Raw genomic sequence first — 23,421 nt, forward strand, 5'->3', positions numbered from 1 at the left:
GGTCTTGCTTCCTGAACAACCGGACAGTAAAGCTGCCGGAAACTGTTGCCCCGCGCGTCGTGGGTCCACCTCCGCGGTCCCCCCGCCGTCGCCCCCCTCCCATCGCTCCCTCCCGAGGTACGCATGAGTGACGAGAAGAACACCAAGCAGAAGTCTGCCGCCCTCGAGCTCGCGATCGCCAGCGTCGAGAAGGAGTACGGCAAGGGGGCGATCATGCGCCTCAAGGACGGGCAGACGCTGCACGACGAGGTCGCGGCCGTGGCGACCGGCTCGCTCGGCCTGGACATCGCCCTCGGCATCGGCGGCTACCCGCGCGGCCGCATCGTCGAGGTCTACGGGCCGGAGTCGAGCGGCAAGACGACCCTCACCCTCCACGCCATCGCGGCCGTCCAGCGGGCGGGCGGGACGGCGGCGTTCATCGACGCCGAGCACGCCCTCGACGTGAACTACGCCAAGAAGCTCGGCGTGAAGACCGACGAGCTGCTCATCTCCCAGCCCGACTACGGCGAGCAGGCGCTCGAGATCGCCGACATGCTGGTCCGCTCGAACGCCGTCGATATCATCGTCGTCGACTCGGTCGCCGCGCTCGTGCCCAAGGCCGAGATCGAGGGCGACATGGGCGACAGCCACGTCGGCCTCCAGGCCCGGCTGATGAGCCAGGCGCTCCGCAAGCTGACCGGCACGACCTCGCGCTCGCAGTGCCTGCTGATGTTCATCAACCAGATCCGGATGAAGATCGGCGTCATGTTCGGCAGCCCCGAGACGACGAGCGGCGGCAACGCCCTCAAGTTCTACGCCTCGGTCCGGCTCGACATCCGCCGCATCGGCGCCATCAAGGAGGCCGCCGCGGGCGGCAAGGAGCCGGCGGTCGTCGGCAACCGGACCCGCGTCAAGGTCGTGAAGAACAAGATGGCTCCCCCGTTCCGCGAGGTGGAGTTCGACATCCTGTACGGCCAGGGCATCAGCCACAGCGGCGACGTCATCGACCTCGCGACCGAGGCGAGCATCATCGAGAAGAGCGGCTCCTGGTTCTCGTTCCAGGGCGAGCGCATCGGTCAGGGCCGGGAGAACGCCCGCACCTACCTCGAGCAGCACCCGGCGGTGCTCGACAAGATCGAGTCGATGGTCCTCGCGAAGCACGGCATCTCGCGCGTCGGCGGGGCCGCCCCGACGAACGGCGCCGCGAGCCCCGGCCCGAAGGGCGGAGCCGCGGCCGAGGCCCCTGCGCAGGCGAAGGGTCGCGGCGAGGCAGCCTCGTCCGGCCAGGACGCCCGCCGTCCCCCGGGCAAGACGAACTGACGCCGGCTGCCATCGACGCCATGCACCTCTACGTGATGCGGCACGGCCCGGCGGAGGAGCGGGCGACCAGCGGGCGCGACGCGGACCGGAGGCTCACCCCCGAGGGCCGCGAGCGCGTGGCGCGGGTCTCTCTCGAGCTCCACCGCCTCCGGGGCGGCGCCCCGCTGCCGCTGGTGCTCGCGAGCCCCCTCGCGCGCGCGAGAGAGACCGCCGAGATCGCGGCGCCGATCTGCGGCGCGCCGGAGGTCGAGCTCCGGGACGAGCTCGCGCTCGACGCCGGGCTCCCGAGCTCGCTGGTCGCCGCGCTCGCCCGAGGCGGCGCCGACGCGCTGCTCGTCGGGCACCAGCCGAACGTGGAGCACCTCGTCCGTACGCTCGTCGACACGCCCGGCCGGGGCGCGACAGCGCTGCTCCCCGCCGGCTTCTGCACTGCCCTGGTCGTCGCCCTCGAGCCGGAGCCTTCCCAGCGCGCGCAGGGCCGCTGGCGCATGACGCAGATCCTCGATCCCCGGGCGCTCGTCCCGCGATGAGCGAAGCGCTGCACACGCGCCGTGTCATGGCGAGAGAGAGCAGGAGCAGAAGACGCGCGTCCGAGGCGGAAGGCGGCCCGATCGGCGCAGGCGCGCGTGGCCTTCACTACAAGCACATGAATTTACAGAGGAAATCCAGATCACCGGCGAGCGGCGGCCGGGGCGCCCTCCCTCTCCCTCCGGAGGGTCCGGCCACCCGCTTACGTAGTCACAAATCCGAATGATTTCGATGTTCTCGGCCGCTCGCTTGACAAGGATCCCACCCGAGAATACGCCCAAATAAGGAGGATTGAGATGGCGGGACAGATGGCCTTCCCCTTCGCTCAACCCCCTCCAGGCCGTCTGTCGCGCAGCGGTGGGAAGGGCGCGGCGCGTACTTCCCTGCTGCCGCGTGTCGCCCGGGCGGTCGTCCGGGTGCCGGACCCCCGTCATCATCCGATCGACATCGATCTGCCGCCGGGCCAGCCGCACATCTACGTGCACGAGGGGGCGCGCCAGGCGCTCATCCGGCGGCTGGAGCTGGCCCAGAAGCGGCCGGTCCTCCTCTCGGTGACCGACAACTACCGGCAGATGATCTCCTCCTCGTTCCGGGAGGGCATCCTGCAGGCGCGCGTCCACCACATGTTCCTGGATGCGCCGGCGGTCGTCCAGGAGGCGCTCGTCCGGTACGTCGTGACGCAGGACCGGGCCGCCTCGCTCGTGGTCGGCCAGTACATCGACGAGAACGGCCACCGCATCCGGGCGAGCCGGCCGGTGAGCACGCCGCTCTCGACGCAGGGGCGGACGCACGACCTGCTGATCCTGTTCCAGAAGCTGAACCACGGGTACTTCGGCGGCGGGGTCGACGCGCTGATCACCTGGGGCAAGCGGACCAAGGCGCGGAAGCCGCGGCGCACCATCAAGCTCGGGAGCTACTCGGCGGTCGAGCGGCTGATCCGCATCCACCCGGTGCTCGACCGGCCCTGGGTCCCCCGCTACTTCATCTGTTACGTCATCTACCACGAGATGCTCCACCACGTGATGCCGGCGAGCCACGGCAACGGGCGCCGGATGCTCCATCCGCCCCAGTTCCTCGCCCGCGAGCGGCTCTTCCGCGACTACGAGCGCTCCCTCGCCTGGGAGCAGGACCACGTGGGGCGGCTCCTCCGCACCTGACGCATCCATCGCCTGCGGACGCACGTCATCCGGCGGCGTGTCGAGCGACGAACGCGACCAACGCAACGAACGCGACGGACGCGACGAACCATTGCGCGAAGGTGCGGCTGGCTCTAAACCGGCGAACCCCCGTTCGGGCCGCGCCAGCCGGCGCCCCGTGGGCGACCCCGTAACCTCGAAAGTGTGGAAGGCCAGCGTGCAGGAGATTCTCACCCAGGAAGCGAGCCCGAAGCGGGCGATGGAGGCCCTCGAGTGGGCCGTCCAGCGAGCAGAGAAGGCCGAGGCCGAGCAGCCCGAGGCGGGCGCCGAGCCACGCGCCTCGTCCAGGGTGATCTCCGGGCGGCCCGCCGACTTCAAGGCCGCGGCCGCCGCCTACCTGCCCGATGTCCGCAAGCTGCTCGATCGGGTCATGATGAGCGACGACGCCGAGGCCGGGCTCGACGCCCTGCTCGAGTCGGGCGCCCTCGCCGCGATGCTGCCCGAGGTCGAGGCGATGGTGGGCTTCGGCGACGGGGAGTGGCGCCACAAGGACGTCTGGAAGCACACGAAGCAGGTGGTGCGTCAGGCCGTCCCGAGGCTCGAGGTCCGCTGGGCGGCCCTGCTCCACGACATCGGCAAGACGAGGACGCGCTCCATCTCGCCGACGGGCGAGGTCCATTTCTTCGGTCACGCCGAGGTCGGCGCGCGCATGTTCGACAAGATCGACCGGCGGCTGCCGCTCTTCACGAAGGAGGAGGCGCTGAAGAACAGCATCCGCTTCCTGATCCTGCACCACCTCCGGGCGAGCCAGTACGAGGCGTCGTGGACCGACAGCGCGGTGCGCCGGTTCGCCAAGGAGATGGGCGGCTGCCTGAAGGACGTGCTCGACCTGTCGCGGGCGGACATCACCACGAAGCGGCCCGAGAAGAAGCGGAAGGGGCTGAAGCAGATCAGCGAGCTCGCCGAGCGGGTGCTCCAGGTCCAGGCCGAGGACGCGGTGGTGCCGCCGCTGCCGAGCGGCATCGGCGACGTCATCATGCATGCGTTCGGGCTGCCGCCGTCGCGACGGATCGGCGAGATCAAGCGCGCGCTGGAAGAGGCGGTCGAGGCGGGCGAGGTGGCGTCGCACCAGGAGGCGGACGTCTACATCGCGTTCCTCCGGGAGCACGCGGCGCGGTTCGGGATCTGAGGGCGTAGCGCAGAGAGCCTCTCAGGGGAGCGACCGCTCGCGCCGCAGCGCAGGCGCTGAGCGGTCGCCCGCACAGGAGACGGGTTCAGCTCGGCGTCTTCGGCGCGGAGGCGCACTCCAGTGCGCTGAGCACCGAAGACGCCGAGATGGGCCCGTATCCGAAGCGGGCGACCGCTCAGCGAAGGGGCGCTTCGCAGGTGGTGCAGCGAGGGGGGACGCCTTCCTTGTGGTAGTGCTCGCCGCAACGGCCGCAGAGACGAGCGTCGGCCTCGAAGGCGATCAGCTTGTCGGTCGCCTTGCAGCGGAGGCCGGCGACCTGCGGCGGCTCCAGCGGGCGCACCTCGCCGGCGGCATCGTCGGGCGGAGGCAGCGCGCCTTCCTTGATGTCCGCCGCACGCGCGGGGATACGCGCCCTCGCCTCGGCCAGCACGCGCGCGGCCGCCGGGAGGTGCGCTCGCAGCGGGATGGCGATCGCCGTGCCGCTGCCCTGGACCGTGAGCGCGGTCTCCGTGAGCAACAGGCCCGTGACATCGTGCCAGCCGATGCGCTCGATCTCGCCAGGTCCGCTCTCCAGCCCCACCCCGGCATCACCCACACGAAGCGCCTTCATCGACCACTGACCGAAGAGCCCGACCGCAGCCCCGAGGATCAAGGCGCCGAGGAGCAGGTACGTGGCTGCCGGGTGCGCGCCCGCGTCCTCACCCCGGAACCACTGGCCGTAAACACCCGCCCCGGCCAGCAGCGCCGCGACGGACATGCCGAGCATCGTGAGGCCGAGCTCGAGCGACGCCTTCGGCTCGAAGCGTCGCTCGCTCCGCGGATCGGTCCGCTGCCGCAACACGACCTCACCGCCCTGCCCCGTGGTCCCCGAACCCTTGCGCTTGCGCTTCACCGGTCTGTCGGCCATCGGCGGCTTCCTATCGGAGGAGACGCCCGGACGCAAAGGGGCTCAGCCCAGGCCAGCGCTCCGCGCGAGCAGCCAGACCGGAGCCGCGCCCCGCCCCGCCCGCGCCCCGCGCGGCAAGGACGGAGAGGTATGCTGGGACAGTGATGCTCTCGATGCCCAACGCAGCGACGTACGTCCTGCCCGCGCTGGGCATCGGGCTCGCAGCCCTCGCGATCCTGGGGCCCGGCTCGCCACGCATGGCCACCGGCGTGCGGGTGTGGGGAGCGCCCGTCGCCGGAAGCGAGGCGCTGGCGCTCCGCGTCGAAGGGGTGCGCCGCCTCCACGGCGCCGACGATCCGGCGGCCATCCCGCAGATCGAGGTGAGCGCCACGTCCGCAGGGTCGCCGCTCGAACGATGGACCGGCTCGCTCGACAGGGACGGCATCGGCGAGGCGCAGCTGCGCGCGCCAGCGGGGCTGCGGGAGCCGGTGACCGTGCGGATCGCGCTGGGCGGCGACACGCTCCTGGAGCGGCAGCTCCCGCTGCTGCCTCCGCTCCCAGGGGCGCACGCGACCGCGCTGCCAGGCGCGGCGCACGCGACCGCGCTGCCAGGCGCGGCGCACGCGACCGCGCTGCCAGGCGCGGCGCACGGGGAGCTCCGCCTGCAGGTCACGGCGGCGCGGGGAGCCCTGGCAGCTCCGTTCCCGGAGCGGGTTCGCGTCGCGATCGAGACGCAGGACGGAACGCCCGCGGCAGGGGCTCGCCTCGAGGCGAGCGCCGTCGGGGCAGAGATCGAGGGGCACGGCAGCGATCCGGCGCAGATCACGGCCGATGCGCGCGACGCCGCGGAGCTCACGCTCAAGCCGCTGGCGCACACGGTCGAGCTCACGCTCCGCGCGACCCACCCGGGGAGCGCACCGCCAGGGACACGGATCGCGAGCGGCACCTGGGAAGGGAAGCTGCCCGTGATCCCGGGAGCCATCTGGCTCGATCCGGGCGGTCTCGATCGCGAACGGCCCGAGCTCCGGTTGATCTCCCCGACGCCGAGGCCACGCGCCTACGTCTCGATCGGAGGTGCGCGCGGCCGTGCGCTCGGGACGATCGTCCCGCTCGCGGCGGACGGGGCGGGCTTCTTCTCGGGGAGGGTGACGCTCCCGGACAGCGCCGCGCCCGGGGAGGCGGACTGGGCCGTGGTCGCGAGCGACCCCTACGAGCAGGGCGCAGGCACGGTGGCCTGGCCGATCACGGCCGCGGCGGCGTCCGCCTCGCCGCGGCGCGTGGAGCTGCTCGCGGACGGGATGCCGGCGGCCGAGGCGCGCGAGCGGGCCCGCGCCTCGCATGCGCGGCGCGCTGGCCTCGGGGTCCTCGCCGCCTCCGCGGTGGCGCAGGTGCTGCTGCTCGCGCTGCGATCCAGGACCGCGCGGCGCCGCCTGGAGGCGCACGTCGCCGCCGCCTCGGGCGGCGAAGGCAAGGACGGCACCCATGGCGCGCCGCTGTCCAGGGAGGATCGCGACCGGCTGCTCGCCGCCGTGCGGGCGGAGCCGCTGCTGTCGGCGTTCGCCCTCGCCGCGCTCGTCGGGCTCTCCTTCGCGGCGGTCGCGGCGCTCGCCACCTTTCGATGACTCGAGGGCGCGTGCCGCCTTTGGGATTTGATCCGCGGCGGGCCCCGAGCCGCTAGACTGGAGGGCCAGGCGGCACGGGGCGAGAGGACGACAGACAGGGCATGTCCGAGCAGCAGCGGTACCGGGTCATCAAGCGCCTCGCCTCCGGAGGCATGGCGGAGGTCTTCGTCGCCGAGAGCGCGGGGATCGAAGGGTTCAAGAAGCAGGTCGCGATCAAGCGCGTCCTGCCGCAGCTCAGCAAGAAAGAGCAGTTCATCGCGATGTTCCTCGATGAGGCGCGCCTCTCGGCGCACCTCTCGCACTCGAACGTCGTGTCGGTGTTCGACATCGGCGTCGGCGACGGCACCTACTTCATCGTCATGGAGTACGTGGACGGCGCCGACCTGAGGGCCCTCCTCGATCACCAGAAGAAGGTCGGCCGGCCGATGACCGTCGAGGTCGCCGCCTTCATGGCCGCGAAGATGTGCCAGGGCCTCGCCTACGCGCACGAGCTCGCGACCGGGGACGGAAAGCCGCTCCAGATCGTGCACCGGGACATCACCCCGGCCAACGTGCTCATCACCCGCTACGGCGAGGTGAAGATCGTGGACTTCGGGCTCGCGAAGGCGTCGAGCCAGCTCGCCGAGAGCGACGCGGGCATCATCAAGGGAAAGTTCGGCTACCTGGCGCCCGAGACGGTGCTCGAGCAGGGCGTCGACCAGCGCGTCGACATCTTCGCGCTCGGGATCATCCTCTGGGAGATGCTCGCCGGGCGCCGGCTGTTCCTCGGCGACTCCGACTACATCACGGTGCGGCTGGTGCGCGACGCGGTGATCCCCTCGCTCCAGCAGATCAACAGCGATGTGCCGCGCGAGCTAGAGCAGATCATCCGCCGCGCGCTCGCCCGCGACCCGGCGGCGCGTTACATGTCGGCGCGCGAGCTCGGCCGCGACCTGACCCGCTTCCTCTACCGCTACGGCCGCCCGGTGAGCGAGGACGACGTCGCCTCGCTCGTGGAGCGCGCCAAGGGCGGGCCGGCGCGGGCGGTCGACGGGACGCAGAAGATCGCAGAGCTCATCGACATGATGCTCCTCGAGTTCAAGTCGCTCACGAAGGAGCCGACCGCCGGCGGCAGCGGCCTGAGCCTGCTGCCCACCCTGGAGGGCGCCGCGATCCTGACGCACGGGGCCGAGCACCCGAGCTCGCCGCCGCCACGCAGCGACGGGCCGCTCGGGGGGCTCGCCGACGAGCTGGAAGGCCCGGACTCGCTCCACCAGGACGAGTCCTCGTCCTCGGTGACGGCCTGGTTCCGGGGGCTCATTCCGCGCTAGATCCTGCGAGGGAAGGCCAGCGACGTGACGTCCACGCCGCCGCGCTGTCCCATCCGTCCCATCCCATGACCCGTCACTGGCCAGGAGGAACTCTCCTCCGGCCCACAGCAAAGGCAAAGAGAAGATGAGCGTCGAGATTGGAAAGCCGTTTCCGCGCTTCGCCCTGCCGAACCAGGACGGCAAGGCCGTGAAGCTCGAGGATTTCGCGGGCAAATGGCTCGTCCTCTACGTCTATCCGAAGGACGACACGCCGGGATGCACGATCCAGGGCAAGTCGTTCACGGCCTCCAAGGCCGATTTCGACGACGCCAACATCGCCGTGGTCGGCGTCAGCGAGGACGACGTCACGTCGCACAAGAGCTTCTGCGACAAGTTCTCCTTCACCATCGATCTGCTCGCCGACACGCGCCACGAGCTGCTCAAGGCCGCGGGCGTCGGGCAGAGCGAGTGGAAAGGCACCCTGTACTGGGACCGGACGACATTCGTCATCGATCCGTCGGGCGTGCTGCGAAAGACCTACCTGAAGGTGAAGCCCGACGGGCACGAGCAGGCCCTCCTCAAGGACATCGCGGAGCTCAAGGCCCAGGCCTGAACGCCGCGACCGCCTGCGAGGGCAGGGCGCACGGAGAAGGGCGCTCCACCTGCGCAAAAACCTGCTCACGCTGGATTTGCTGGCATGTCGCCCCTACCCTGTCGCCCTTGTGGCACCACGCCCTGCTTTCGCTCCCGATCGAATCGTATCGCTCACGATCCTCGCGGCGATCGCCGCGGCGGCGATCGCGAGCGCTTCCGTGGTGGGCGCCTGTAAAGGCGCCGGGGGCGGCGGGTCCGTCGGCTCGAGTACGGGCGACGCCAGCGGCTGTCCGATGGGGCCAAGACAGGCGCTGTTCACGATCACCGTGCGCGCGAGAGGCGCCACCGTCCCGCCGGACACCACCGTTCACATCGCGTGGAGCGCCGCGGACGAGCCGATCTTCGTCCTGAGCGATCCGACCACCTGGAAGACGCTCGACGAGGCCAACCTGGTGTGCGCCGTCGATCGCGCGCAGCCCCCTCCCGAAGCGCTGGAGACGCTCGTCTGCGAGCTGTGGACGGCCGGGGTGACGTGGGTGAAGATCTCGGGGACAGGCTACGACGACTTCGAGCAGACGCTCGCGCCCGTCATGAACGACGAGTGCGAGAGCTTCCTGCCCCAGAACGTCGATATCGAGCTCGTCCCGGCGGTGGACGGGGGCACGGGCGAGTAGCCGGAGGGCGGCGCACCGGGGCGTCGACCCGGAGGCGGATCCGATCAGCGTCGGGCAGATGCGGTCGGCGTGGATCGGAGAGCACGTGGAGAGCCCCGATGGAATCGAGCTCCGCACGATGCTCAGCGTGAAAGGGGCCGCAGAGCAGGGCGCGATGCTGCGCGAAGAGGCCAAGAAAGCAGGACTCGCGCGCTGCGCGCTCGCGGACTCGCTGGAGGCGGACGGGACAGGCGGGCTATCGCCATGAGCCATGAATGCACAGGATCGGCAGCGACGCACAGCCCTCGCGGCGGGGCGCCATTGGCCGAAACGTGGAACCGGGATGGGAGATCGCGCCACGTCGCTGGCTCCCCCTCCCCTGCCGGCCTATCCTGCCCTCATGGCCGCGCCGACCCCGCTCCGCCTCGCCTGGGCGACCGACGTCCACCTCAACTTCCTCTCCCGCGAGGACCTCGCCGCCTTCTGCTCCACCCTCGCCGCCACCGCCTCCGATGCCGTCCTCTTCACCGGCGATATCGCCGAAGCCACGAGCCTCCGCCCCCTCCTCGAGACCGTCGCCCAGGCCATCGAGCGCCCGCTCTACTTCGTCCTCGGCAACCACGATTTCTACCGCGGGAGCATCGCCGCCGTGCGCACGATGGCCGCCGAGCTCTCGGCCACCTCCCCCTGGCTCAGGTGGCTCCCGTCGATCCCCCACGTCGAGCTCGGCCCGGACACCGCCCTCGTCGGCCACGACGGCTGGGCCGACGCCCGCCTCGGCGATTACGAGAGATCGCCCGTCACGCTCAACGATTACGTGCTCATCCAGGAGCTCACCTCCCTCGACCGGCGCCGCCGGAGAGAGGCCTTGCACCGCCTCGGCGACGAGGCCGCGGAGTACCTGCGCCGCGTCCTGCCCGTGGCCCTCGAGCGGTACCGGCGCGTCATCGTCGCCACCCACGTCCCCCCGTTCAAGGAGGCCTGCTGGCACGAAGGTCAGATCTCCAACGACGACTGGCTCCCCCATTTCACCTGCAAGGCCACAGGCGAGGTGATCCGCGAGGCCGCCGTGCGGTACCCGGAGCGGCGGATCGAAGTGCTCTGCGGCCATACGCACGGCGCCGGCGTGGCGGAGATCCTCCCGAACCTCGTTGTGCGCACCGGCGGCGCCGAATACTACGAGCCCGCCGTGCAAGGCGTCATCACGACCGCGTAGGCCACCATCGCGCCGCGCACCCCGGCTCCGACCGGGCCACCACCCTCGCAGGCATCCATCCCAGGTACCCACCTGCTCCGGCACAACGTATCCTGCGCGTCCACGACCTCCGCCGACCTCGGCAGAACGGTGAGCCATGCCGACGAACGACCCCGACAGCCAGCTCGACGAGCTCCTTCGCGCGCTCGACGCGAACCCTCGCGCCGCCGACGTTTTCTATCCCAGGCAGGTGAACACGAGCCCACCCGCCGGCGCGACGGACTACGACATCCCCATCGCCCCTGGGGTGACGCTCGGCGCGCGCTGGCACCTGTCCGACCCACGCAATCCGACCGTGCTCGCGTTCCACGGCAATGGCGAGACCGTCCCCGACTACGACGACATCGCCGAGGGCTGGCATGACGTCGGGCTCAACCTCTTCATGGTCGATTACCGCGGCTATGGCTGGAGCGGCGGGCAGCCGACACTGCGCTCGCTCCGGGAAGATCCTGTGAAGGTCTCCGAGTTCTTCGAGCGCGAGCTCGCCGAGACGAGCCGCGCCGCAGGCCTCGATCAGCCGCCAAAGCCGGTGCTCTTCGGCCGCTCGCTCGGCAGCTCACCGGCGTCACGGATCGCCGCGCACCGAGGCGACGCGTACCGCGCGCTCCTCCTCGAGAGCGGGTTCAGCGACGTGCGGCACCTGCTCGCCCTCTTCGAGATCGACCTCGGCGATCTGCGCGACGAGGCGCACCGCAATTTCTCGAACCCGGAGCTCCTGAGGAACGTCGAGATCCCGGTCCTCGTCCTGCACGGCGCGCGCGACAGGCTGCTCCCGCCGGACCACGCCCGCGAGAACCACGCGGCCGTCCCCCACGAGAGGAAAGCCCTGCACCTCATCGACGGCGCCGGACACAACGATATCCTCCTCTTCGCGTCCGCCTATTTTGGAGCGATACGGGCCTTCCTGCAGAACCACTGACAGAAGCGCCGCGCAGGACCGCCGAGCGGCGCTCGCCTGTTACACCTCGAACAGCAGGAACGGCTTGCCGGTGAGCTTCCTCAGCAGCGGCATCGCCACGTTGTAGACAGGAGTCCCGTTCGACGTGTGCCCCTCGAGCGCCCCGTGGTGCGCGTGGCCGTGGAAGACCACGTCGGCGCCGTACAGATCGATCGGCGCCGCGAGGCGGCTCGTCCCAAGGAAGGGCCTTATCTCCACGTTCTCGCCGACGGTCGTCTCGAGGATCGGCGTGTAATGCATGATCACGATCTTCTTCTCGCTGTCGAGCTGGGACAGCGCCGCCTCGAGCTTCAGCGCCTCGGTCACGGCCTCCTGCACGAACGCCTTGAGCGGGCCCTCGCCGAACGCCTGGAGCGTCGCGCTCCCGAACCCGCCCATGAAGCCCTTCACGCCGGCAACCCCGATGTCGTCGCGCAAGATCAGGTGATCGCCGTCGAGCACCTCGACGCCCGCGTCGCTCAGGAGCTTCGTGACCTCGGCGCCCGCCCCCCGGTCGAGATCGTGGTTGCCGAGCACGGCGGCGCACGGCATCGAGAGCCCGGCGAGCGCGTCGGCCAGCACCTTCGCCTCCTCGGGATGGCCGCGATCGGTGAGATCGCCGCACAGCACGAGCAGCTCCGCCTCCGCGTTCACCGCCTTCACGAGCTCGCGCATCCTGGCGCCGTGCTCCGGCCGGCAGTGCAGATCCGAGGACGCCGCGATGCGGCGCTTGCCCGGCGCCCCGTTCCCTCCAGCGACCGTGGCGCTCATGATCCCGGCTTGCGGACCCGCGCCGCCTCGACCTCGACCCCCGGCCCCTCCCCGCCGCCCGGAGCCCCGTCACGGCCCGGCTTCCCCTTGCCGAGGCGAGACCGCCCCGCCGCAGACCGCTGGCGCTTCCTGCACAGCGCCCCCCGCGCCGCCTCGGGCGCGGACACAGCGGGCCCCACGACGAGCCCGAGCTTCTCGTAGTCGTGCACGTACTGCTGCCTGCTGATCAGGTTGCCCCGGCATACCCGGAGCGGCGCGTCGCCGGACCGCGTCTGCTCCAGCGTGCGCCGGCAGAGCTCGTCGATGATCCACCCGGGCACCCGGCTCCGCGCGCCCGGATAGACGAAGCGGTACAGCGTCAGGTGCGCGAACAGGACCTCCCAGTAGGGACCGAACCGGGCGAGGAGCCTCTCCCAGTCCATCTCGTCCCCACACGCGTAGATCAGGTGGTTCACGTCGGCGCCGTCGTACCGCTCCCGCTCGTCCACGAACGCCTTCGTGAAGATGATCTCCTCGACCGGCGCGATCAGGCAGGAGTGCCCCAGGATCGTGGCCGGACGCGCGTGCTCGAACCAGCCGCCATCCACCACGGCCAGGCCGTTGCTCGACGAGAAGATGAGATCGATGAAGCGGTCGCCCGCGTAGGCCTTCCCGATCCACCGCGGATCGATGAGCTCCGTCTCGAAGCCGGCCCGCTCCAGCGCCCTGAACGCCGCCGGCACCTCCCGCTCGTCCAGCATCACGTCGAGATCCTTCGTGTCCCGGAAAATGCCCGTGTACGCGAAGAAGGCATACGCCCCCGCCACCATGAACGGGACGCCGGCGCAGAGGAGGGCGTCCATCGCCCTCACCCTCACCTCCAGCTCGCCCGCGCGGGAGAGCTGGCCGGCGGGGTCGTCGAAGGCCGGAGGAGCGAGCGCCGCGCGCTCGCCGGCGCGCGTCGCCCGGGCTGAAAGCGCGTGCTCCGCGTCGCCTGCGACAGGGGATCCGCTGCGGACCATCCCCCTCTGCGTAATGAACAGGACGTGCGATGGCGACCCCCCTCCCCCCTCACGCGCCCGGAACATGCGTGGACGGCGTGGACCGCGTGGACCACGTCGGAAGACGCAGGAACGACGCGAACGAAGGAAGAGAAGCGGGCTCGTCCTCGCTGACCATTGCACGACGTGGCGGGTCTGGCTCAAGCTCGCCTGCCGGGACCGCTCGGCGCGCTCCGAGCTGACTGGCGACGAGCCGCGGCCCCCGACGCTCGAAGAGGAGGCACATCCGTGAACACCGCCATCGCGACGATCAATCCAGCGACCGGAGAGACGATCGAGACGTTCGAACCTCTCTCCTCAGCGGCGCTGGAGCAGAAGGTGGCGCGCGCGCACGCCGCGTTCCGCAGCTTCCGGCAGACCCAGGTCGCCGAGCGGGCCCAGAAGCTGCGCCGGGCAGCCGACATCCTGGACGGCGAGAAGGAGCAGCTCGGGCAGCTCATGACGCTCGAGATGGGGAAGACCATCGGCTCCGCCATCTCCGAGGCCCAGAAGTGCGCGACCGCGTGCCGCTACTACGCCGACAACGCCGAGCGCCTGCTCGCCCCCGAAGAGGTCGCCACCGACGCGGGCAAGAGCTACGTGGCCTTCCACCCGCTCGGCGTGGTGCTCGCCATCATGCCGTGGAACTTCCCGTTCTGGCAGGTCTTCCGCTTCGCCGCGCCGGCGCTCGTCGCCGGCAACGTCGGCCTCCTCAAGCACGCCTCGAACGTCCCCCGCTGCGCGCTCGCGATCGAGGACATCCTCCGCCGGGCCGGCTTCCCGGAAGGGGTCTTCCAGGCGCTGATCGCCGGGACCGACGTCGTGCCGCGCCTCCTCGCCGACCCGCGCATCGCGGCCGCGACGCTCACCGGCAGCGAGAACGCGGGGCGCAGCGTCGGCGCCCACGCCGGCAAGCACCTCAAGAAGGTGGTGCTCGAGCTCGGCGGCAGCGATCCGTTCATCGTCCTGCCGAGCGCCGACCTCAACGCCGCCGTGGGGACCGCGATCCGGGCGCGCATCATCAACAACGGCCAGTCCTGCATCGCGGCGAAGCGCTTCATCGTGCACGAGTCGATCGCGCCCGAGTTCGAGCAGCGCTTCGTCGCGACCATGCGGCGCCTGCGGGTCGGTGATCCGATGGATCCGTCGGTCGACGTCGGGCCGCTCGCCACCCCGCAGATCGCCGCCGAGCTCGAGGAGCAGGTGCGGGCGTCGGTGGCCGCGGGCGCGCTCCTCCTCACCGGAGGCAAGCGGCTGAGGGGGCCTGGCAACTACTTCCCGCCGACCGTGCTCACCGACGTCCAGCGCCCCTCCCCCGCCGCCGACGACGAGCTCTTCGGCCCGGTCGCGGCGGTCTTCCGCGTCACCGACCTCGACGAGGCCATCCACATGGCGAACTCCACCCGGTTCGGCCTCGGGGCGAGCGCATGGACCCGCGACGCCGACGAGCGCGAGCGGCTCATCAACGAGCTCGATGCCGGCCAGGTGTTCATCAACGGCATGGTCGTGTCCGACCCCCGGCTGCCGTTCGGCGGCATCAAGATGTCCGGCTACGGCCGCGAGCTCTCCTCGTACGGCCTGCGCGAGTTCGTGAACGTCAAGACCGTCTGGATCGCCAAGGACGAACGGCCGAGGGGCCTGCCTGCATCCGAGTGATCCGAGGAGCGGAGCGACCGAAGCACGGCGTGCTCGAGCGGCCGAGCGCTCGCCGGGCGAGCCGCTCGCCAGCCGTCCGGCCGCCGCTTCCCCGGCGTCGTGCGACGGGCGATGATGGCGGTCATGTCGCTCCCCGGCTTCACCGAGACGCAGTTCTCACACGACGGCGTGGCGCGGGTGGTCTACCGCCGCGGCGCGGGCCCGGGCGTCGTCGTCATGCACGAGATCCCGGGCATCACCCCGTCGGTCGCGGCGTTCGCCGAGCGCGTGGCGGACGCCGGCTTCACCGTCTTCGTGCCCCACCTCTTCGGGACGCCCGGCAAGCTGGACACGCCCCTCTACATCGTCGAGCAGCTGGGCCGCGCCTGCATCAGCCGCGAGTTCCACGTGCTCGCGTCCAGGCAGGCGAGCCCGATCACCGACTGGCTGCGCGCGCTCTGCCGCGACGTCCACGCGGAGCTCGGGGGCAAGGGCGTCGGCGCGATCGGCATGTGCCTGACGGGCAACTTCGCGCTCGCGCTGATGGTCGACCCCGCCATCGCGGCGCCCGTGCTGAGCCAGCCGTCGCTGCCCTTCCCGCTCTCGCGCGAGCGCCGCGCCGGGCTCCACCTCTCCGACGACGACCTCTGCGCCGTCAAGGAGCGCGTCGCCGCCGGTACCCCGGTGCTCGGGCTCCGCTTCACCCACGATCCGATGTGCCCGAAGGAGCGGTTCGACCACCTCCGGGCCGAGCTCGGCGACGGCTTCGAGAAGATCGAGATCGACTCGTCCCCAGGCAACCCCCATGGGATCCCGCGCACCGCCCACTCGGTCCTGACGCGCGATCTGGTCGACCGCGAGGGCCACCCGACGCGCGAGGCGCTCTCGCGCGTCCTCGCCTTCTTCCGCGAGCGACTCCACCCCTGACCGCCCGCGACGAAAGCCGCGCCCGAGCCGGAACATCGCGTGACGTCGCGTGACGTCGCGCGACGTCACGCGACGTCACGCGACGAGGCACAGCCGGTTGCGTCTCCGTGAACGTCGACTTACTGTCATTGATTGTGTCGGACGATCCGGCCGTGGCCGCTCTGCTGAGCGAGTACCCCCCTGCAGCGCAACAGCTGACCCTGCGCGTGCGCAAGCTGCTCCTGCGCATCATTCCCGACGTCCACGAGCACGTCTATCCAGGCTGGCGGCTCGTCGGCTTCCGGATGGGCGGCGGCGACCAACACAAGATCTGCTGGCTCGCCCCGCAGCGCTTCGGCGTGACCCTCGGCTTCGAGCGCGGCGCCGAGCTGCCGGATCCGAGCGGCCTGCTCACCGGCGAGGCCAAGCAGGCCAGGAACCTCCATATCCGCTCTGCCAAGGACGTGGACGTCGCCGCGATCGCCGCGCTGGTCGCGGCCGCCGTCGCGCTCCACCGGGACCGGTGAGGATCGCGCGGCGCGCCGCTGCGCGACGGCCGCGCCCGCGGCTCAGCGGCGCCCGTGGACGACCCGCCCGCCCGTCTTGCCGAGCGCGTACGAGAACCCGAGCTCCAGCGTGGAGCGGGTGACGATCGCCCCGAGATCGAGCCCCTGCTCCACCATGAGCCGCGCGGCCTCGGGCGCGATCCCGACGAGCACCACCTCGGCCCCGAGCAGCCCGGCGGCGCGCGCCGCCTGCGCGAGGTGGTTCGCCGCGCTCGCGTCGACCACCGCCATGCCGGTGACGTCGATGATCACGACGCGCGCCTGGTGCTCGGAGATCTCCTTCAGCATCGCCTCGATGAAGCGGCCGGAGCGGTGCGTGTCCAGCGCGCCCACGATCGGCATGACGAGGACGCCGCGCGCGATCGGCACCACCGGGCTCGACATCGCGGCGATCGTCTCGAGGAGCGCCTCCTGGCGGCTGCTCAGCGACTCGAGCGCCCTCGTCCGCTCCTTGATCCGCGACAGGAGCCGCGCGTTCTCGATCACGACGGCGGCCACCGCGGCCACGCGCTCGATGAGCGCCAGGTCGGTCGTCGAGCACGCGTCCGGCTGCGGGCTGGCCAGGACGAGGACCCCGAGGACCGCCTCCCGCGAGAGCAACGGCACGCCGACCAGCGTGCGCGCGCCGCGCCGGCGCGCCTCGGCGACGTCGCCGAAGCGCTGGTGCTCGCCCGACGCGGTGTCGACGACGAGCGAGCTGCACGAGCGCATCACCTGGCCCACCAGCGAGTCGTCCGCGACGGGCGCGCGCTCGTCGTCGACGAGGCTCTCGCGCTGGGCCATGCCGATCACCAGGAAATTCAGCGGGCGCTCGTGACGCCCCGCGCCCAGCCTGCGGTTCGCGATCCTGCGGGCGGAGCTCGACGCGAGGTGATCCGAGAGGGCGCTCGAGAAGGGCGTCCGCTCGAGGGTCACGAGGTCGACCCCCGTGTCGATGGAGCGCGACGCCGGCAGGTCCGCGAGGGCCTCCGCGACGCCCCGCGTGGCCATCTCGTAGAGCGCCTGCACGCCGCGGTACCCCATGTCGTACTCGCGCTGCACCACCGCCGCGTGGATCACGCCGTCCTGGAGCATCGCGACCGTGGCGGTGACGAGATCGAAGGCGACCACCTTGAGATCGCCGGACCGCCCGAGCTTCATCGACGCCTGCCCCAGGCTGGGGCCGTTCTCGCTGCACACCCCGAGGGCACCGGCGAGGCCGGGGTTCGAACGCACCACGTCGACGGCGAGCGCGATCGCGCGCTCCACGTCGAACTGGTTCTCCGAGAGCGAGCCCACGCGGATCGCCGAGCCGGCGATCGCCTCGCGGAACCCCTCGATGCGCCCGTGGGCGTTCGGCACGGCGAAGGACTCCGCCTGGATGGTGATCTCGCCTCCCTGCGGCAAGAACCGCAGCATCGCCTCGCCTGCGATCCTCCCGGCGGCCCGGTTGTCGGTCCCGACGTAGAGCAACGACCGGCTGCCCGGGGCGGCCGGCGTGTCGATCGTGATGACCGGGATGCCCGCCGCCATCGCGCGGCCGATGGCCGGCTCGAGCGCCACGGGGTCGATGGGCGCGATCGCGATCCCGCCCACCCGCCGGCGGATCCCTTCCTCGAGGAGCGCCTCCTGAGCCGCGGCGCCGGCGGACATGACGCTCCTGAACTCGACCCCGACCCGGAGATCGCGCCCCGCCGCCAGCGCGCCGTCCCGCAGGTTGTTCCAGTACGCGGTCAGCGGCCGGCGGGGAGCCTTGTAGACGCGGATCATCGGCTGGCCTGGCGCGCGGCTCGCGTCGTACGATCCGCGCCACCCGTCGGCGACGCGCCCCTCGCCCCCGGCATCCTCCAGGACGGCGAGGTCGATCGCGCTCCAGCGCGGGCCGGTCTGAACGCTCCGGATCCCGTCCGCGAGCGTCTCGATGAGCTCGAGGGGATCGACCGACTCGGCGACGGAGCTCAGCACGTCCTCGAGCAGGCGCAGCTCCTGGGCGCTCTGCGCCTTCTCCTCGAAGAGGCCGCGCCGCTCGAGCGCGGCGCCCACGCTCGCCGCGACCGACTCCACGAGCGCGCGGCGCGGGCCCGAGAGCGGCGCCGCGTCCGGCTGCTCCAGGGCGAGGTAGGCGCCCGGCGCGCCGAACATGGGCACCGCGATGACGTGGACGTGGACGCCGTCGGACAGCCAGCCAGGCGCTTCCGCGAGCTCGGGCAGGTGCGCCCGGTACCACGCGGTCGCGGGGACGAGGCACGGGCCGTGCGCCGCCTCGGGCGCCGCGGCGGGGCCGAACGGAGCCGACGCGCTGAGCGCCCCGCCGTCGGACGGCATGTTCACCCGGCCCGGCAGGAGGCCGTCGAGCCCGACGAGCGCCCTGTACGAGAGGCGCCGGCCGGTGCGTATCAGCAGGCTCCCGCGCCGCGCGCCCGGGAGGCCCTCCATGGCTCGCCGCACAAGGTCGTGGAGAGTCGAGAAAACGTCCAGTCCGGTGGTCATGCAGATCCGTTCAGCCGCTCGCTCGCTCGCTGCGCAGCGCGCGTGCGGGCGCATCCCGTAGCAGGCGTGAGCGGGCTCGTGCTTGTCAAGCAGAGACGATGGGACCACCGTAGGACCACGAGGAGCTCGCACCCGCATGAAGCTCGCCTCTCTCCGCGGCCCCGGCCGCGACGGCACGCTCGTCGTCGTCCGCCGCGACGGCCTCGCCTACGCGCCTGCAGGCGAGGCCTTCCCCACGCTCCAGGCCGCGCTCGACGACTGGGAGCGCGCCGAGCCGGCGCTCCGGCGCATCGCGGCCGACGTCGAGTTCGGCGAGGCGGCCGTGACGCCGCTGGTCGCGGAAGAGCTCGCTGCGCCGCTTCCGCGCGCCTACGAGTGGATCGACGGCTCGGCGTACATCCACCACATCATGCTCGTGCGCAAGGCGCGCGGCGCCGAGCCCCCCGAGACGCTGACGACCGATCCGCTCGTGTACCAGGGCGGCTCCGGCGTCCTCCTCGGCCCGACCGACGACATCGTCCTGCGCGACGAGGCCTGGGGCCTCGATTTCGAGGCCGAGGTCTGCGCCGTCCTCGGCGACACCCCGCAGGGAACGCGCCGTGAAGAGGCCCACCGGCACATCCGCCTCTTCCTGCTGGCCAACGACGTGACGCTGCGCAACCTCGTGCCCGCCGAGCTCGCGAAGGGGTTCGGGTTCTTCTGCTCCAAGCCCGCCACAGCGTTCTCGCCGTTCGCGATCACGCCCGACGAGCTCGGCGACGCGCTCCGCGACGGGCGCGTCCACCTGCGGCTCCGCTCGACCTACAACGGCGCGCTCATCGGCGATCCCGAGGCCGGCCCGGAGATGCACTTCTCGTTCTTCGAGCTCATCGAGCACATCGCCAGGACCCGCAGCTTCACGGCGGGGACGCTCCTCGGCAGCGGCACGGTCTCCAACGAGGACCCGGCGCGCGGCGTGTCTTGCCTCGCCGAGCGGCGCATGCTCGAGATCCTCTCGGACGGGGCGGCCAGGACGCCGTTCATGAAGCCAGGAGACACGATCATGATCGAGATGCTGAATCGCGCGGGAGAGAGCCTGTTCGGGCGCATCGCGCAGCGGGTGGTGGCCAGATGAGCGCCGCCGTGAAGGGGCTCGCGCTCTACGGCTACTGGCGCAGCTCGTGCAGCTGGCGCGTGCGCATCGCGCTGGCCCACAAGGGCATCGAGCACGCGTACCGGCCGGTGAGCCTCGTCCGGGACGGCGGCGAGCAGCTCCGTGACGAGTACCGGGCCAAGAACCCGATGGCGCAGGTGCCCCTGCTCGAGTTCGAGCAGGGCGGCGCCGTCCGGCGTGTGTCCCAGTCGGTGGCCATCGTCGAGCTGCTCGAGGACCTCTTCCCCGCGCCGCCGCTCCTGCCCGCGGATCCGTACCTGCGGGCCAAGGCGCGGCAGCTCGTGGAGATGATCAACTCCGGCACGCAGCCGATGCAGAACACCGCCACGCTGAAGTACGTGAAGGACGAGCTCGGCGGCGACGAGAGGGCCTTCGGCCGGCGCTTCATCGCCTCGGGCCTCGCCGCGTTCCAGGCGGCGGCGAGCGAGCTCTCCGGGCGCTTCTGCGTCGGCGACGAGGTCACCGTGGCGGACGTGTTCCTCGTGCCCCAGCTCTACAACGCGCGGCGCTACGAGGTCGACCTCGCGCCGCTCTCGACCCTCACGCGCATCGAGGCCGCGTGCATGGAGCTGCCCGCGTTCCAGGCCGCTCACGCCGACCGCCAGGTCGACGCGGTCGCCTAGCTCGCCCCTGCGTTACCCCCTCACGACGGAGGACCCGGATGGCCAAGGTGGAGTCGATCGGCATCAAGCGGGTGGAGGCGCTGCACTACTACGTGCGCGACCTGGAGCGGAGCCGCAGGTTCTACACGGAGAAGCTCGATTTCCAGGAGATCGCCGCGAGCTCGCCGGAGCTCACCGCGGCGGCGGCGCAGCGCTCGGTCGTCTTCCAGGCCGGCGAGTGCGTCGTCGTCTGCTCGCAGCCGATCGGCGAGGGCGGGCGGGCGTGGCGCTACCTACGCAAGCACCCCGACGGGGTGGGCACGGTCATCTTCGAGGTGGAGGACATCGACCGCGCCTTCCGGCTGCTCGACGGCCGCGGGGGCACGCCGATCGACGAGATCCACCGGGTGACGGAGGCAGGCGGCACCTTCGCCTCGTTCTCGATCACGACGCCGTTCGGCGACACCACCTTCCGCTTCGTGGAGCGGCGCGGCTACCCCGCGCTGTTCCCCGGCTGCGTGGCCTACGACGCGCCGCGCGGCGGCGAGAACCGCTTCGGGATCACCCGGTTCGATCATGTCACCTCGAACTTCCAGACGATGGCGCCCGCCCTGCTCTGGATGGAGCACGTGCTCGGGCTCGAGCCGTTCTGGCAGATCGCGTTCCACACGAACGACGTCGCGAAGGACACGGGCCACGGCTCGGGCCTGCGCTCGGCCGTGATGTGGGACCCGGCCTCGGGCGTGAAGTTCGCGAACAACGAGCCCTACCGGCCGCACTTCAAGAGCTCGCAGATCAACGTCTTCAACGAGGAGCACCGCGGCGACGGCGTGCAGCACGTGGCGCTCGCCGTGGAGGATATCCTCGCCGCCGTGCGCGCGATGCGCGGTCGGGGCGTGGAGTTCATGCCGACCCCGGCCGCCTACTACGACATGCTGCCCGAGCGCCTGCAGCGGCTCGGCATCGGGCAGATCGACGAGGACGTGGCGGCGCTGCGCGAGCTCGAGGTGCTCGTCGACGGCGACGGCGCGAGATCGTACCTCCTCCAGATCTTCCTTAAGGAGTCGTCGGGCACGCACCGCGATCCCGACGCCGGGCCGTTCTTCTTCGAGCTCATCCAGCGCAAGGGGGATCGCGGCTTCGGCGCCGGCAACTTCCGGGCGCTGTTCGAGAGCATCGAGCGGCAGCAGAAGGCGGGGCACGGCTGATGCTCGATCGCGTCGTCGCCGGGATCGTCCCGCCCAAGCACCACATCGCCCTCCGGAGCGAGGCGGGGGATCTCCGCTACGAGGAGTGCCTGACGCGGGCGGGCTTCGACGGTCCCTACACGATCGCCTACCACGAGCGCCGGCCGCACGAGCACCGGCTCGCGGAGGCCGCGCACGGCTTCACGCTGCCGGTCGCCGCGCCGGCGCGCCCGCTGGCGAAGCGGCACTACCGGTCGCAGGACCTGCCGCGGCGGGGCGGGCCCGCCGTCGACTGCCGCGTGCCGCTGCTCTTCAACGACGACGTGGTGATCGGGCTCGTCCAGCCGGACGCGGCCGATCCTGTGTACTTCGCGAACGCGGACGCCGACGAGCTGTTCTTCATCTTCCACGGGGGCGGCGTCGTGCGCACGATGCTCGGCGATCTCCGCTTCGAGCAGGACGACTACGTCGTCATCCCGAAGGGGCTCTTCTACCGCTTCCTCCCGGACGCCGCGCCCCAGCGGTGGCTCTCGATCGAGGCCGCGGACATCCACCTCCCGTACAAGTGGCGCAACGAGGTCGGCCAGCTGCGCATGGACGCGCCGTACTCGCACCGTGATTTCCGGCGGCCCACGTTCGTCGGCCCCCTCGACGAGGGCATCCGCGCGCTCGTCGTGAAGCGCGGCGGCGCCTTCCACGGCTTCGCCCTCGAGCGCTCGCCGCTCGACGTCGTCGGCTGGGACGGGGCGGTGTACCCGTTCGCGTTCCCGATCCAGCGCTTTCAGGCGCGCGTCGGGCTCGTCCACCTGCCTCCGGACTGGCACGGGACGTTCGCTGCGCGGGGCGCCCTCGTCTGCAGCTTCGTGCCGCGCCCGACCGACTTCCATCCGGAGGCGATCCCCTGCCCGTACCCCCACGCGTCGGTCGATTGCGACGAGCTCCTGTTCTACTGCCGCGGCAACTTCACCTCGCGCCGCGGCGTCGGCCCCGGCAGCATCTCGCACCATCCGGCCGGCGTCCCGCACGGGCCGCACCCGGGCGCGTACGAGGCGAGCCTCGGGGCGCGCGAGACGAGCGAGCTCGCGGTCATGCTCGACACGATCCGCCCGCTCTCGGCCACCGCGGCCGCGCTCGCGGTGGAGGACCCAGGCTACCAGGACAGCTTCATCGCGGGCCCTGGGGCGTGCTGAAGCAGGTGGTCGTGCACTCGTTGAAGCGCTGCGACTCCTCGAAATTGATCCCGTTCAGCCCATCGCAGGACATGCCGAGGATGCAGCGGGCGTTGCACACGATCGACCCGACGCAGTCGTCGGGGTTGGTCGAGAACGGGAATCCCAGCCCGCACGCCATGAAGACGTCGTTGGCGTCCTCGCAGACGGTGCGGAAGATGGAGATGCCGCAGCCACGGAGGCTATCTCGCTGGCCGTCGCAGCTGTCGAACAGGTACTTCTCGTCCTTGCATTCGAGCTCCTCCTCGACGCACGTCACGTAGGCGTCGAAGGAGCCGGTGCAGCTCGCCTTCACCGCGGCCGCCCGCGCGGTCTCCGCCTTGTCGACGCACTCGAGGTACCTCGCCTCGCTGCAGCCGGAGCAGTCGCAGATGAGGTCGCAGGCGCGCTCCTCGGGCGAGGGGCAGCCAGCGGACACGAGCGCGCCGCCGGCGGCGGCCAGGGAGAGGAGCACCCAGTGGGTGCGCGGCGAGCGGCGCTTGGGGGCGAGCACAGT

Annotated in this window: 23 protein-coding genes; 18 read left to right on the forward strand and 5 right to left on the reverse strand. The window is 71.4% G+C overall.

Going from position 1 to position 23,421, the window contains the following annotated elements; translation table 11 throughout:
• Window positions 1-123 precede the first annotated feature (123 nt).
• From recA to WMF11_RS33610, 4 genes are all read left to right on the forward strand, one after another.
• A complete protein-coding gene (gene recA, locus WMF11_RS33595; RefSeq protein WP_437293867.1) occupies window positions 124-1,299 on the forward strand; it encodes a recombinase RecA in 1,176 nt (391 codons plus the stop codon).
• A gap of 20 nt (window positions 1,300-1,319) precedes the next feature.
• The gene (locus WMF11_RS33600) at window positions 1,320-1,829 is read left to right on the forward strand and encodes a SixA phosphatase family protein (protein WP_437973630.1); all 510 of its coding nucleotides are present in this window, start codon (window positions 1,320-1,322) and stop codon (window positions 1,827-1,829) included.
• Window positions 1,830-2,123: 294 nt separating this feature from the next.
• Window positions 2,124-2,984, forward strand: a complete 861-nt coding sequence (locus WMF11_RS33605) for a hypothetical protein (RefSeq protein ID WP_437973631.1) — start codon at window positions 2,124-2,126, stop codon at window positions 2,982-2,984.
• A 196-nt stretch (window positions 2,985-3,180) separates the two neighbouring features.
• Entirely contained in the window at window positions 3,181-4,152 is a 972-nt protein-coding gene (locus tag WMF11_RS33610) for an HDIG domain-containing metalloprotein (protein WP_437543049.1), read from the forward strand.
• A gap of 175 nt (window positions 4,153-4,327) precedes the next feature.
• On the opposite strand, the gene WMF11_RS33615 is transcribed toward WMF11_RS33610, so the two are convergent.
• The gene (locus tag WMF11_RS33615) at window positions 4,328-5,059 is read right to left on the reverse strand and encodes a hypothetical protein (protein WP_437973632.1); all 732 of its coding nucleotides are present in this window, start codon (window positions 5,057-5,059) and stop codon (window positions 4,328-4,330) included.
• Window positions 5,060-5,202: 143 nt separating this feature from the next.
• On the opposite strand from WMF11_RS33615, the gene WMF11_RS33620 reads away from it, so the two are divergent.
• The 7 genes from WMF11_RS33620 to WMF11_RS33650 all read left to right on the forward strand — a co-directional run bounded on the left by WMF11_RS33620 (window position 5,203) and on the right by WMF11_RS33650 (window position 11,370).
• Window positions 5,203-6,660, forward strand: coding sequence for a hypothetical protein (locus tag WMF11_RS33620; protein WP_437973633.1), 1,458 nt, complete (start codon window positions 5,203-5,205; stop codon window positions 6,658-6,660).
• Window positions 6,661-6,761: 101 nt separating this feature from the next.
• Window positions 6,762-7,970 (forward strand): serine/threonine protein kinase, encoded by a 1,209-nt coding sequence (locus tag WMF11_RS33625; protein ID WP_437973634.1) that lies wholly within the window; start codon window positions 6,762-6,764, stop codon window positions 7,968-7,970.
• Window positions 7,971-8,094: 124 nt separating this feature from the next.
• Window positions 8,095-8,562: a peroxiredoxin gene (locus tag WMF11_RS33630; protein ID WP_437973635.1), complete on the forward strand. Its 468-nt coding sequence runs from the start codon at window positions 8,095-8,097 to the stop codon at window positions 8,560-8,562.
• A 274-nt stretch (window positions 8,563-8,836) separates the two neighbouring features.
• Window positions 8,837-9,217, forward strand: coding sequence for a hypothetical protein (locus WMF11_RS33635; RefSeq protein WP_437740348.1), 381 nt, complete (start codon window positions 8,837-8,839; stop codon window positions 9,215-9,217).
• Window positions 9,218-9,302: 85 nt separating this feature from the next.
• Window positions 9,303-9,464 carry a hypothetical protein gene (locus WMF11_RS33640; RefSeq protein ID WP_437973636.1) on the forward strand — a complete coding sequence of 54 codons (162 nt, stop codon included), beginning with the start codon at window positions 9,303-9,305 and terminating at the stop codon, window positions 9,462-9,464.
• 132 nt (window positions 9,465-9,596) lie between these two features.
• Window positions 9,597-10,412: a metallophosphoesterase family protein gene (locus WMF11_RS33645; protein ID WP_437543064.1), complete on the forward strand. Its 816-nt coding sequence runs from the start codon at window positions 9,597-9,599 to the stop codon at window positions 10,410-10,412.
• Window positions 10,413-10,548: 136 nt separating this feature from the next.
• Entirely contained in the window at window positions 10,549-11,370 is an 822-nt protein-coding gene (locus tag WMF11_RS33650; protein ID WP_437973637.1) for an alpha/beta hydrolase, read from the forward strand.
• A gap of 39 nt (window positions 11,371-11,409) precedes the next feature.
• On the opposite strand, the gene WMF11_RS33655 is transcribed toward WMF11_RS33650, so the two are convergent.
• Window positions 11,410-12,159, reverse strand: a complete 750-nt coding sequence (locus tag WMF11_RS33655) for a metallophosphoesterase family protein (protein ID WP_437973638.1) — start codon at window positions 12,157-12,159, stop codon at window positions 11,410-11,412.
• On the reverse strand, window positions 12,156-13,160 hold the full coding sequence (locus WMF11_RS33660) for a hypothetical protein (protein ID WP_437973639.1): 1,005 nt from the start codon (window positions 13,158-13,160) through the stop codon (window positions 12,156-12,158). The genes WMF11_RS33655 and WMF11_RS33660 overlap by 4 nt, the downstream gene beginning before the upstream one ends.
• Before the next feature lie 267 nt (window positions 13,161-13,427).
• Here WMF11_RS33660 and WMF11_RS33665 point away from each other — a divergent pair, with 267 nt between their 5' ends.
• The 3 genes from WMF11_RS33665 (at window position 13,428) to WMF11_RS33675 (ending at window position 16,246) form a co-directional block, all read left to right on the forward strand.
• On the forward strand, window positions 13,428-14,834 hold the full coding sequence (locus WMF11_RS33665) for an NAD-dependent succinate-semialdehyde dehydrogenase (protein ID WP_437973640.1): 1,407 nt from the start codon (window positions 13,428-13,430) through the stop codon (window positions 14,832-14,834).
• 123 nt (window positions 14,835-14,957) lie between these two features.
• Complete coding sequence (locus tag WMF11_RS33670) at window positions 14,958-15,740, forward strand: dienelactone hydrolase family protein (RefSeq protein ID WP_437973641.1); 783 nt, start codon at window positions 14,958-14,960, stop codon at window positions 15,738-15,740.
• 152 nt (window positions 15,741-15,892) lie between these two features.
• The gene (locus WMF11_RS33675; RefSeq protein WP_437543104.1) at window positions 15,893-16,246 is read left to right on the forward strand and encodes a DUF1801 domain-containing protein; all 354 of its coding nucleotides are present in this window, start codon (window positions 15,893-15,895) and stop codon (window positions 16,244-16,246) included.
• 42 nt (window positions 16,247-16,288) lie between these two features.
• On the opposite strand, the gene WMF11_RS33680 is transcribed toward WMF11_RS33675, so the two are convergent.
• Window positions 16,289-18,754 carry a substrate-binding domain-containing protein gene (locus WMF11_RS33680; RefSeq protein WP_437973642.1) on the reverse strand — a complete coding sequence of 822 codons (2,466 nt, stop codon included), beginning with the start codon at window positions 18,752-18,754 and terminating at the stop codon, window positions 16,289-16,291.
• A 136-nt stretch (window positions 18,755-18,890) separates the two neighbouring features.
• Between WMF11_RS33680 and WMF11_RS33685 the strand changes: the two genes are divergently transcribed.
• The 4 genes from WMF11_RS33685 to WMF11_RS33700 are packed head-to-tail and all read left to right on the forward strand — an operon-like array spanning window position 18,891 to window position 22,886.
• Complete coding sequence (locus WMF11_RS33685) at window positions 18,891-19,868, forward strand: fumarylacetoacetate hydrolase family protein (protein ID WP_437973643.1); 978 nt, start codon at window positions 18,891-18,893, stop codon at window positions 19,866-19,868.
• Entirely contained in the window at window positions 19,865-20,530 is a 666-nt protein-coding gene (gene maiA / locus WMF11_RS33690) for a maleylacetoacetate isomerase (protein ID WP_437973644.1), read from the forward strand. The genes WMF11_RS33685 and maiA overlap by 4 nt, the downstream gene beginning before the upstream one ends.
• Window positions 20,531-20,568: 38 nt before the next feature.
• Window positions 20,569-21,717: a 4-hydroxyphenylpyruvate dioxygenase family protein gene (locus tag WMF11_RS33695; protein ID WP_437903343.1), complete on the forward strand. Its 1,149-nt coding sequence runs from the start codon at window positions 20,569-20,571 to the stop codon at window positions 21,715-21,717.
• Window positions 21,717-22,886: a homogentisate 1,2-dioxygenase gene (locus tag WMF11_RS33700; RefSeq protein WP_437973645.1), complete on the forward strand. Its 1,170-nt coding sequence runs from the start codon at window positions 21,717-21,719 to the stop codon at window positions 22,884-22,886. The genes WMF11_RS33695 and WMF11_RS33700 overlap by 1 nt, the downstream gene beginning before the upstream one ends.
• Here WMF11_RS33700 and WMF11_RS33705 read toward each other — a convergent pair.
• The gene (locus tag WMF11_RS33705) at window positions 22,861-23,418 is read right to left on the reverse strand and encodes a hypothetical protein (protein WP_437973646.1); all 558 of its coding nucleotides are present in this window, start codon (window positions 23,416-23,418) and stop codon (window positions 22,861-22,863) included. The genes WMF11_RS33700 and WMF11_RS33705 overlap by 26 nt on opposite strands.
• Between the last annotated feature and the right edge of the window lie 3 nt (window positions 23,419-23,421).

Origin of the sequence: Sorangium sp. So ce295 (assembly GCF_051527405.1) — a bacterium.
GTDB classification, from domain to species: domain Bacteria; phylum Myxococcota_A; class Polyangia; order Polyangiales; family Polyangiaceae; genus Sorangium; species Sorangium cellulosum_B.

What these genes read in the sequence shown, in the direction of transcription:
- recA (WP_437293867.1), top strand. Translation starts at nt 124, where the DNA reads ATGAGTGACGAGAAGAACACCAAGCAGAAGTCTGCCGCCCTCGAGCTC.
- WMF11_RS33600 (WP_437973630.1), top strand. Translation starts at nt 1,320, where the DNA reads ATGCACCTCTACGTGATGCGGCACGGCCCGGCGGAGGAGCGGGCGACC.
- WMF11_RS33605 (WP_437973631.1), top strand. Translation starts at nt 2,124, where the DNA reads ATGGCGGGACAGATGGCCTTCCCCTTCGCTCAACCCCCTCCAGGCCGT.
- WMF11_RS33615 (WP_437973632.1), bottom strand. Translation starts at nt 5,059, where the DNA reads ATGGCCGACAGACCGGTGAAGCGCAAGCGCAAGGGTTCGGGGACCACG.
- WMF11_RS33620 (WP_437973633.1), top strand. Translation starts at nt 5,203, where the DNA reads ATGCTCTCGATGCCCAACGCAGCGACGTACGTCCTGCCCGCGCTGGGC.
- WMF11_RS33625 (WP_437973634.1), top strand. Translation starts at nt 6,762, where the DNA reads ATGTCCGAGCAGCAGCGGTACCGGGTCATCAAGCGCCTCGCCTCCGGA.
- WMF11_RS33630 (WP_437973635.1), top strand. Translation starts at nt 8,095, where the DNA reads ATGAGCGTCGAGATTGGAAAGCCGTTTCCGCGCTTCGCCCTGCCGAAC.
- WMF11_RS33635 (WP_437740348.1), top strand. Translation starts at nt 8,837, where the DNA reads ATGGGGCCAAGACAGGCGCTGTTCACGATCACCGTGCGCGCGAGAGGC.
- WMF11_RS33645 (WP_437543064.1), top strand. Translation starts at nt 9,597, where the DNA reads ATGGCCGCGCCGACCCCGCTCCGCCTCGCCTGGGCGACCGACGTCCAC.
- WMF11_RS33650 (WP_437973637.1), top strand. Translation starts at nt 10,549, where the DNA reads ATGCCGACGAACGACCCCGACAGCCAGCTCGACGAGCTCCTTCGCGCG.
- WMF11_RS33655 (WP_437973638.1), bottom strand. Translation starts at nt 12,159, where the DNA reads ATGAGCGCCACGGTCGCTGGAGGGAACGGGGCGCCGGGCAAGCGCCGC.
- WMF11_RS33660 (WP_437973639.1), bottom strand. Translation starts at nt 13,160, where the DNA reads ATGGTCCGCAGCGGATCCCCTGTCGCAGGCGACGCGGAGCACGCGCTT.
- WMF11_RS33670 (WP_437973641.1), top strand. Translation starts at nt 14,958, where the DNA reads ATGTCGCTCCCCGGCTTCACCGAGACGCAGTTCTCACACGACGGCGTG.
- WMF11_RS33680 (WP_437973642.1), bottom strand. Translation starts at nt 18,754, where the DNA reads ATGACCACCGGACTGGACGTTTTCTCGACTCTCCACGACCTTGTGCGG.
- WMF11_RS33685 (WP_437973643.1), top strand. Translation starts at nt 18,891, where the DNA reads ATGAAGCTCGCCTCTCTCCGCGGCCCCGGCCGCGACGGCACGCTCGTC.
- maiA (WP_437973644.1), top strand. Translation starts at nt 19,865, where the DNA reads ATGAGCGCCGCCGTGAAGGGGCTCGCGCTCTACGGCTACTGGCGCAGC.
- WMF11_RS33695 (WP_437903343.1), top strand. Translation starts at nt 20,569, where the DNA reads ATGGCCAAGGTGGAGTCGATCGGCATCAAGCGGGTGGAGGCGCTGCAC.
- WMF11_RS33700 (WP_437973645.1), top strand. Translation starts at nt 21,717, where the DNA reads ATGCTCGATCGCGTCGTCGCCGGGATCGTCCCGCCCAAGCACCACATC.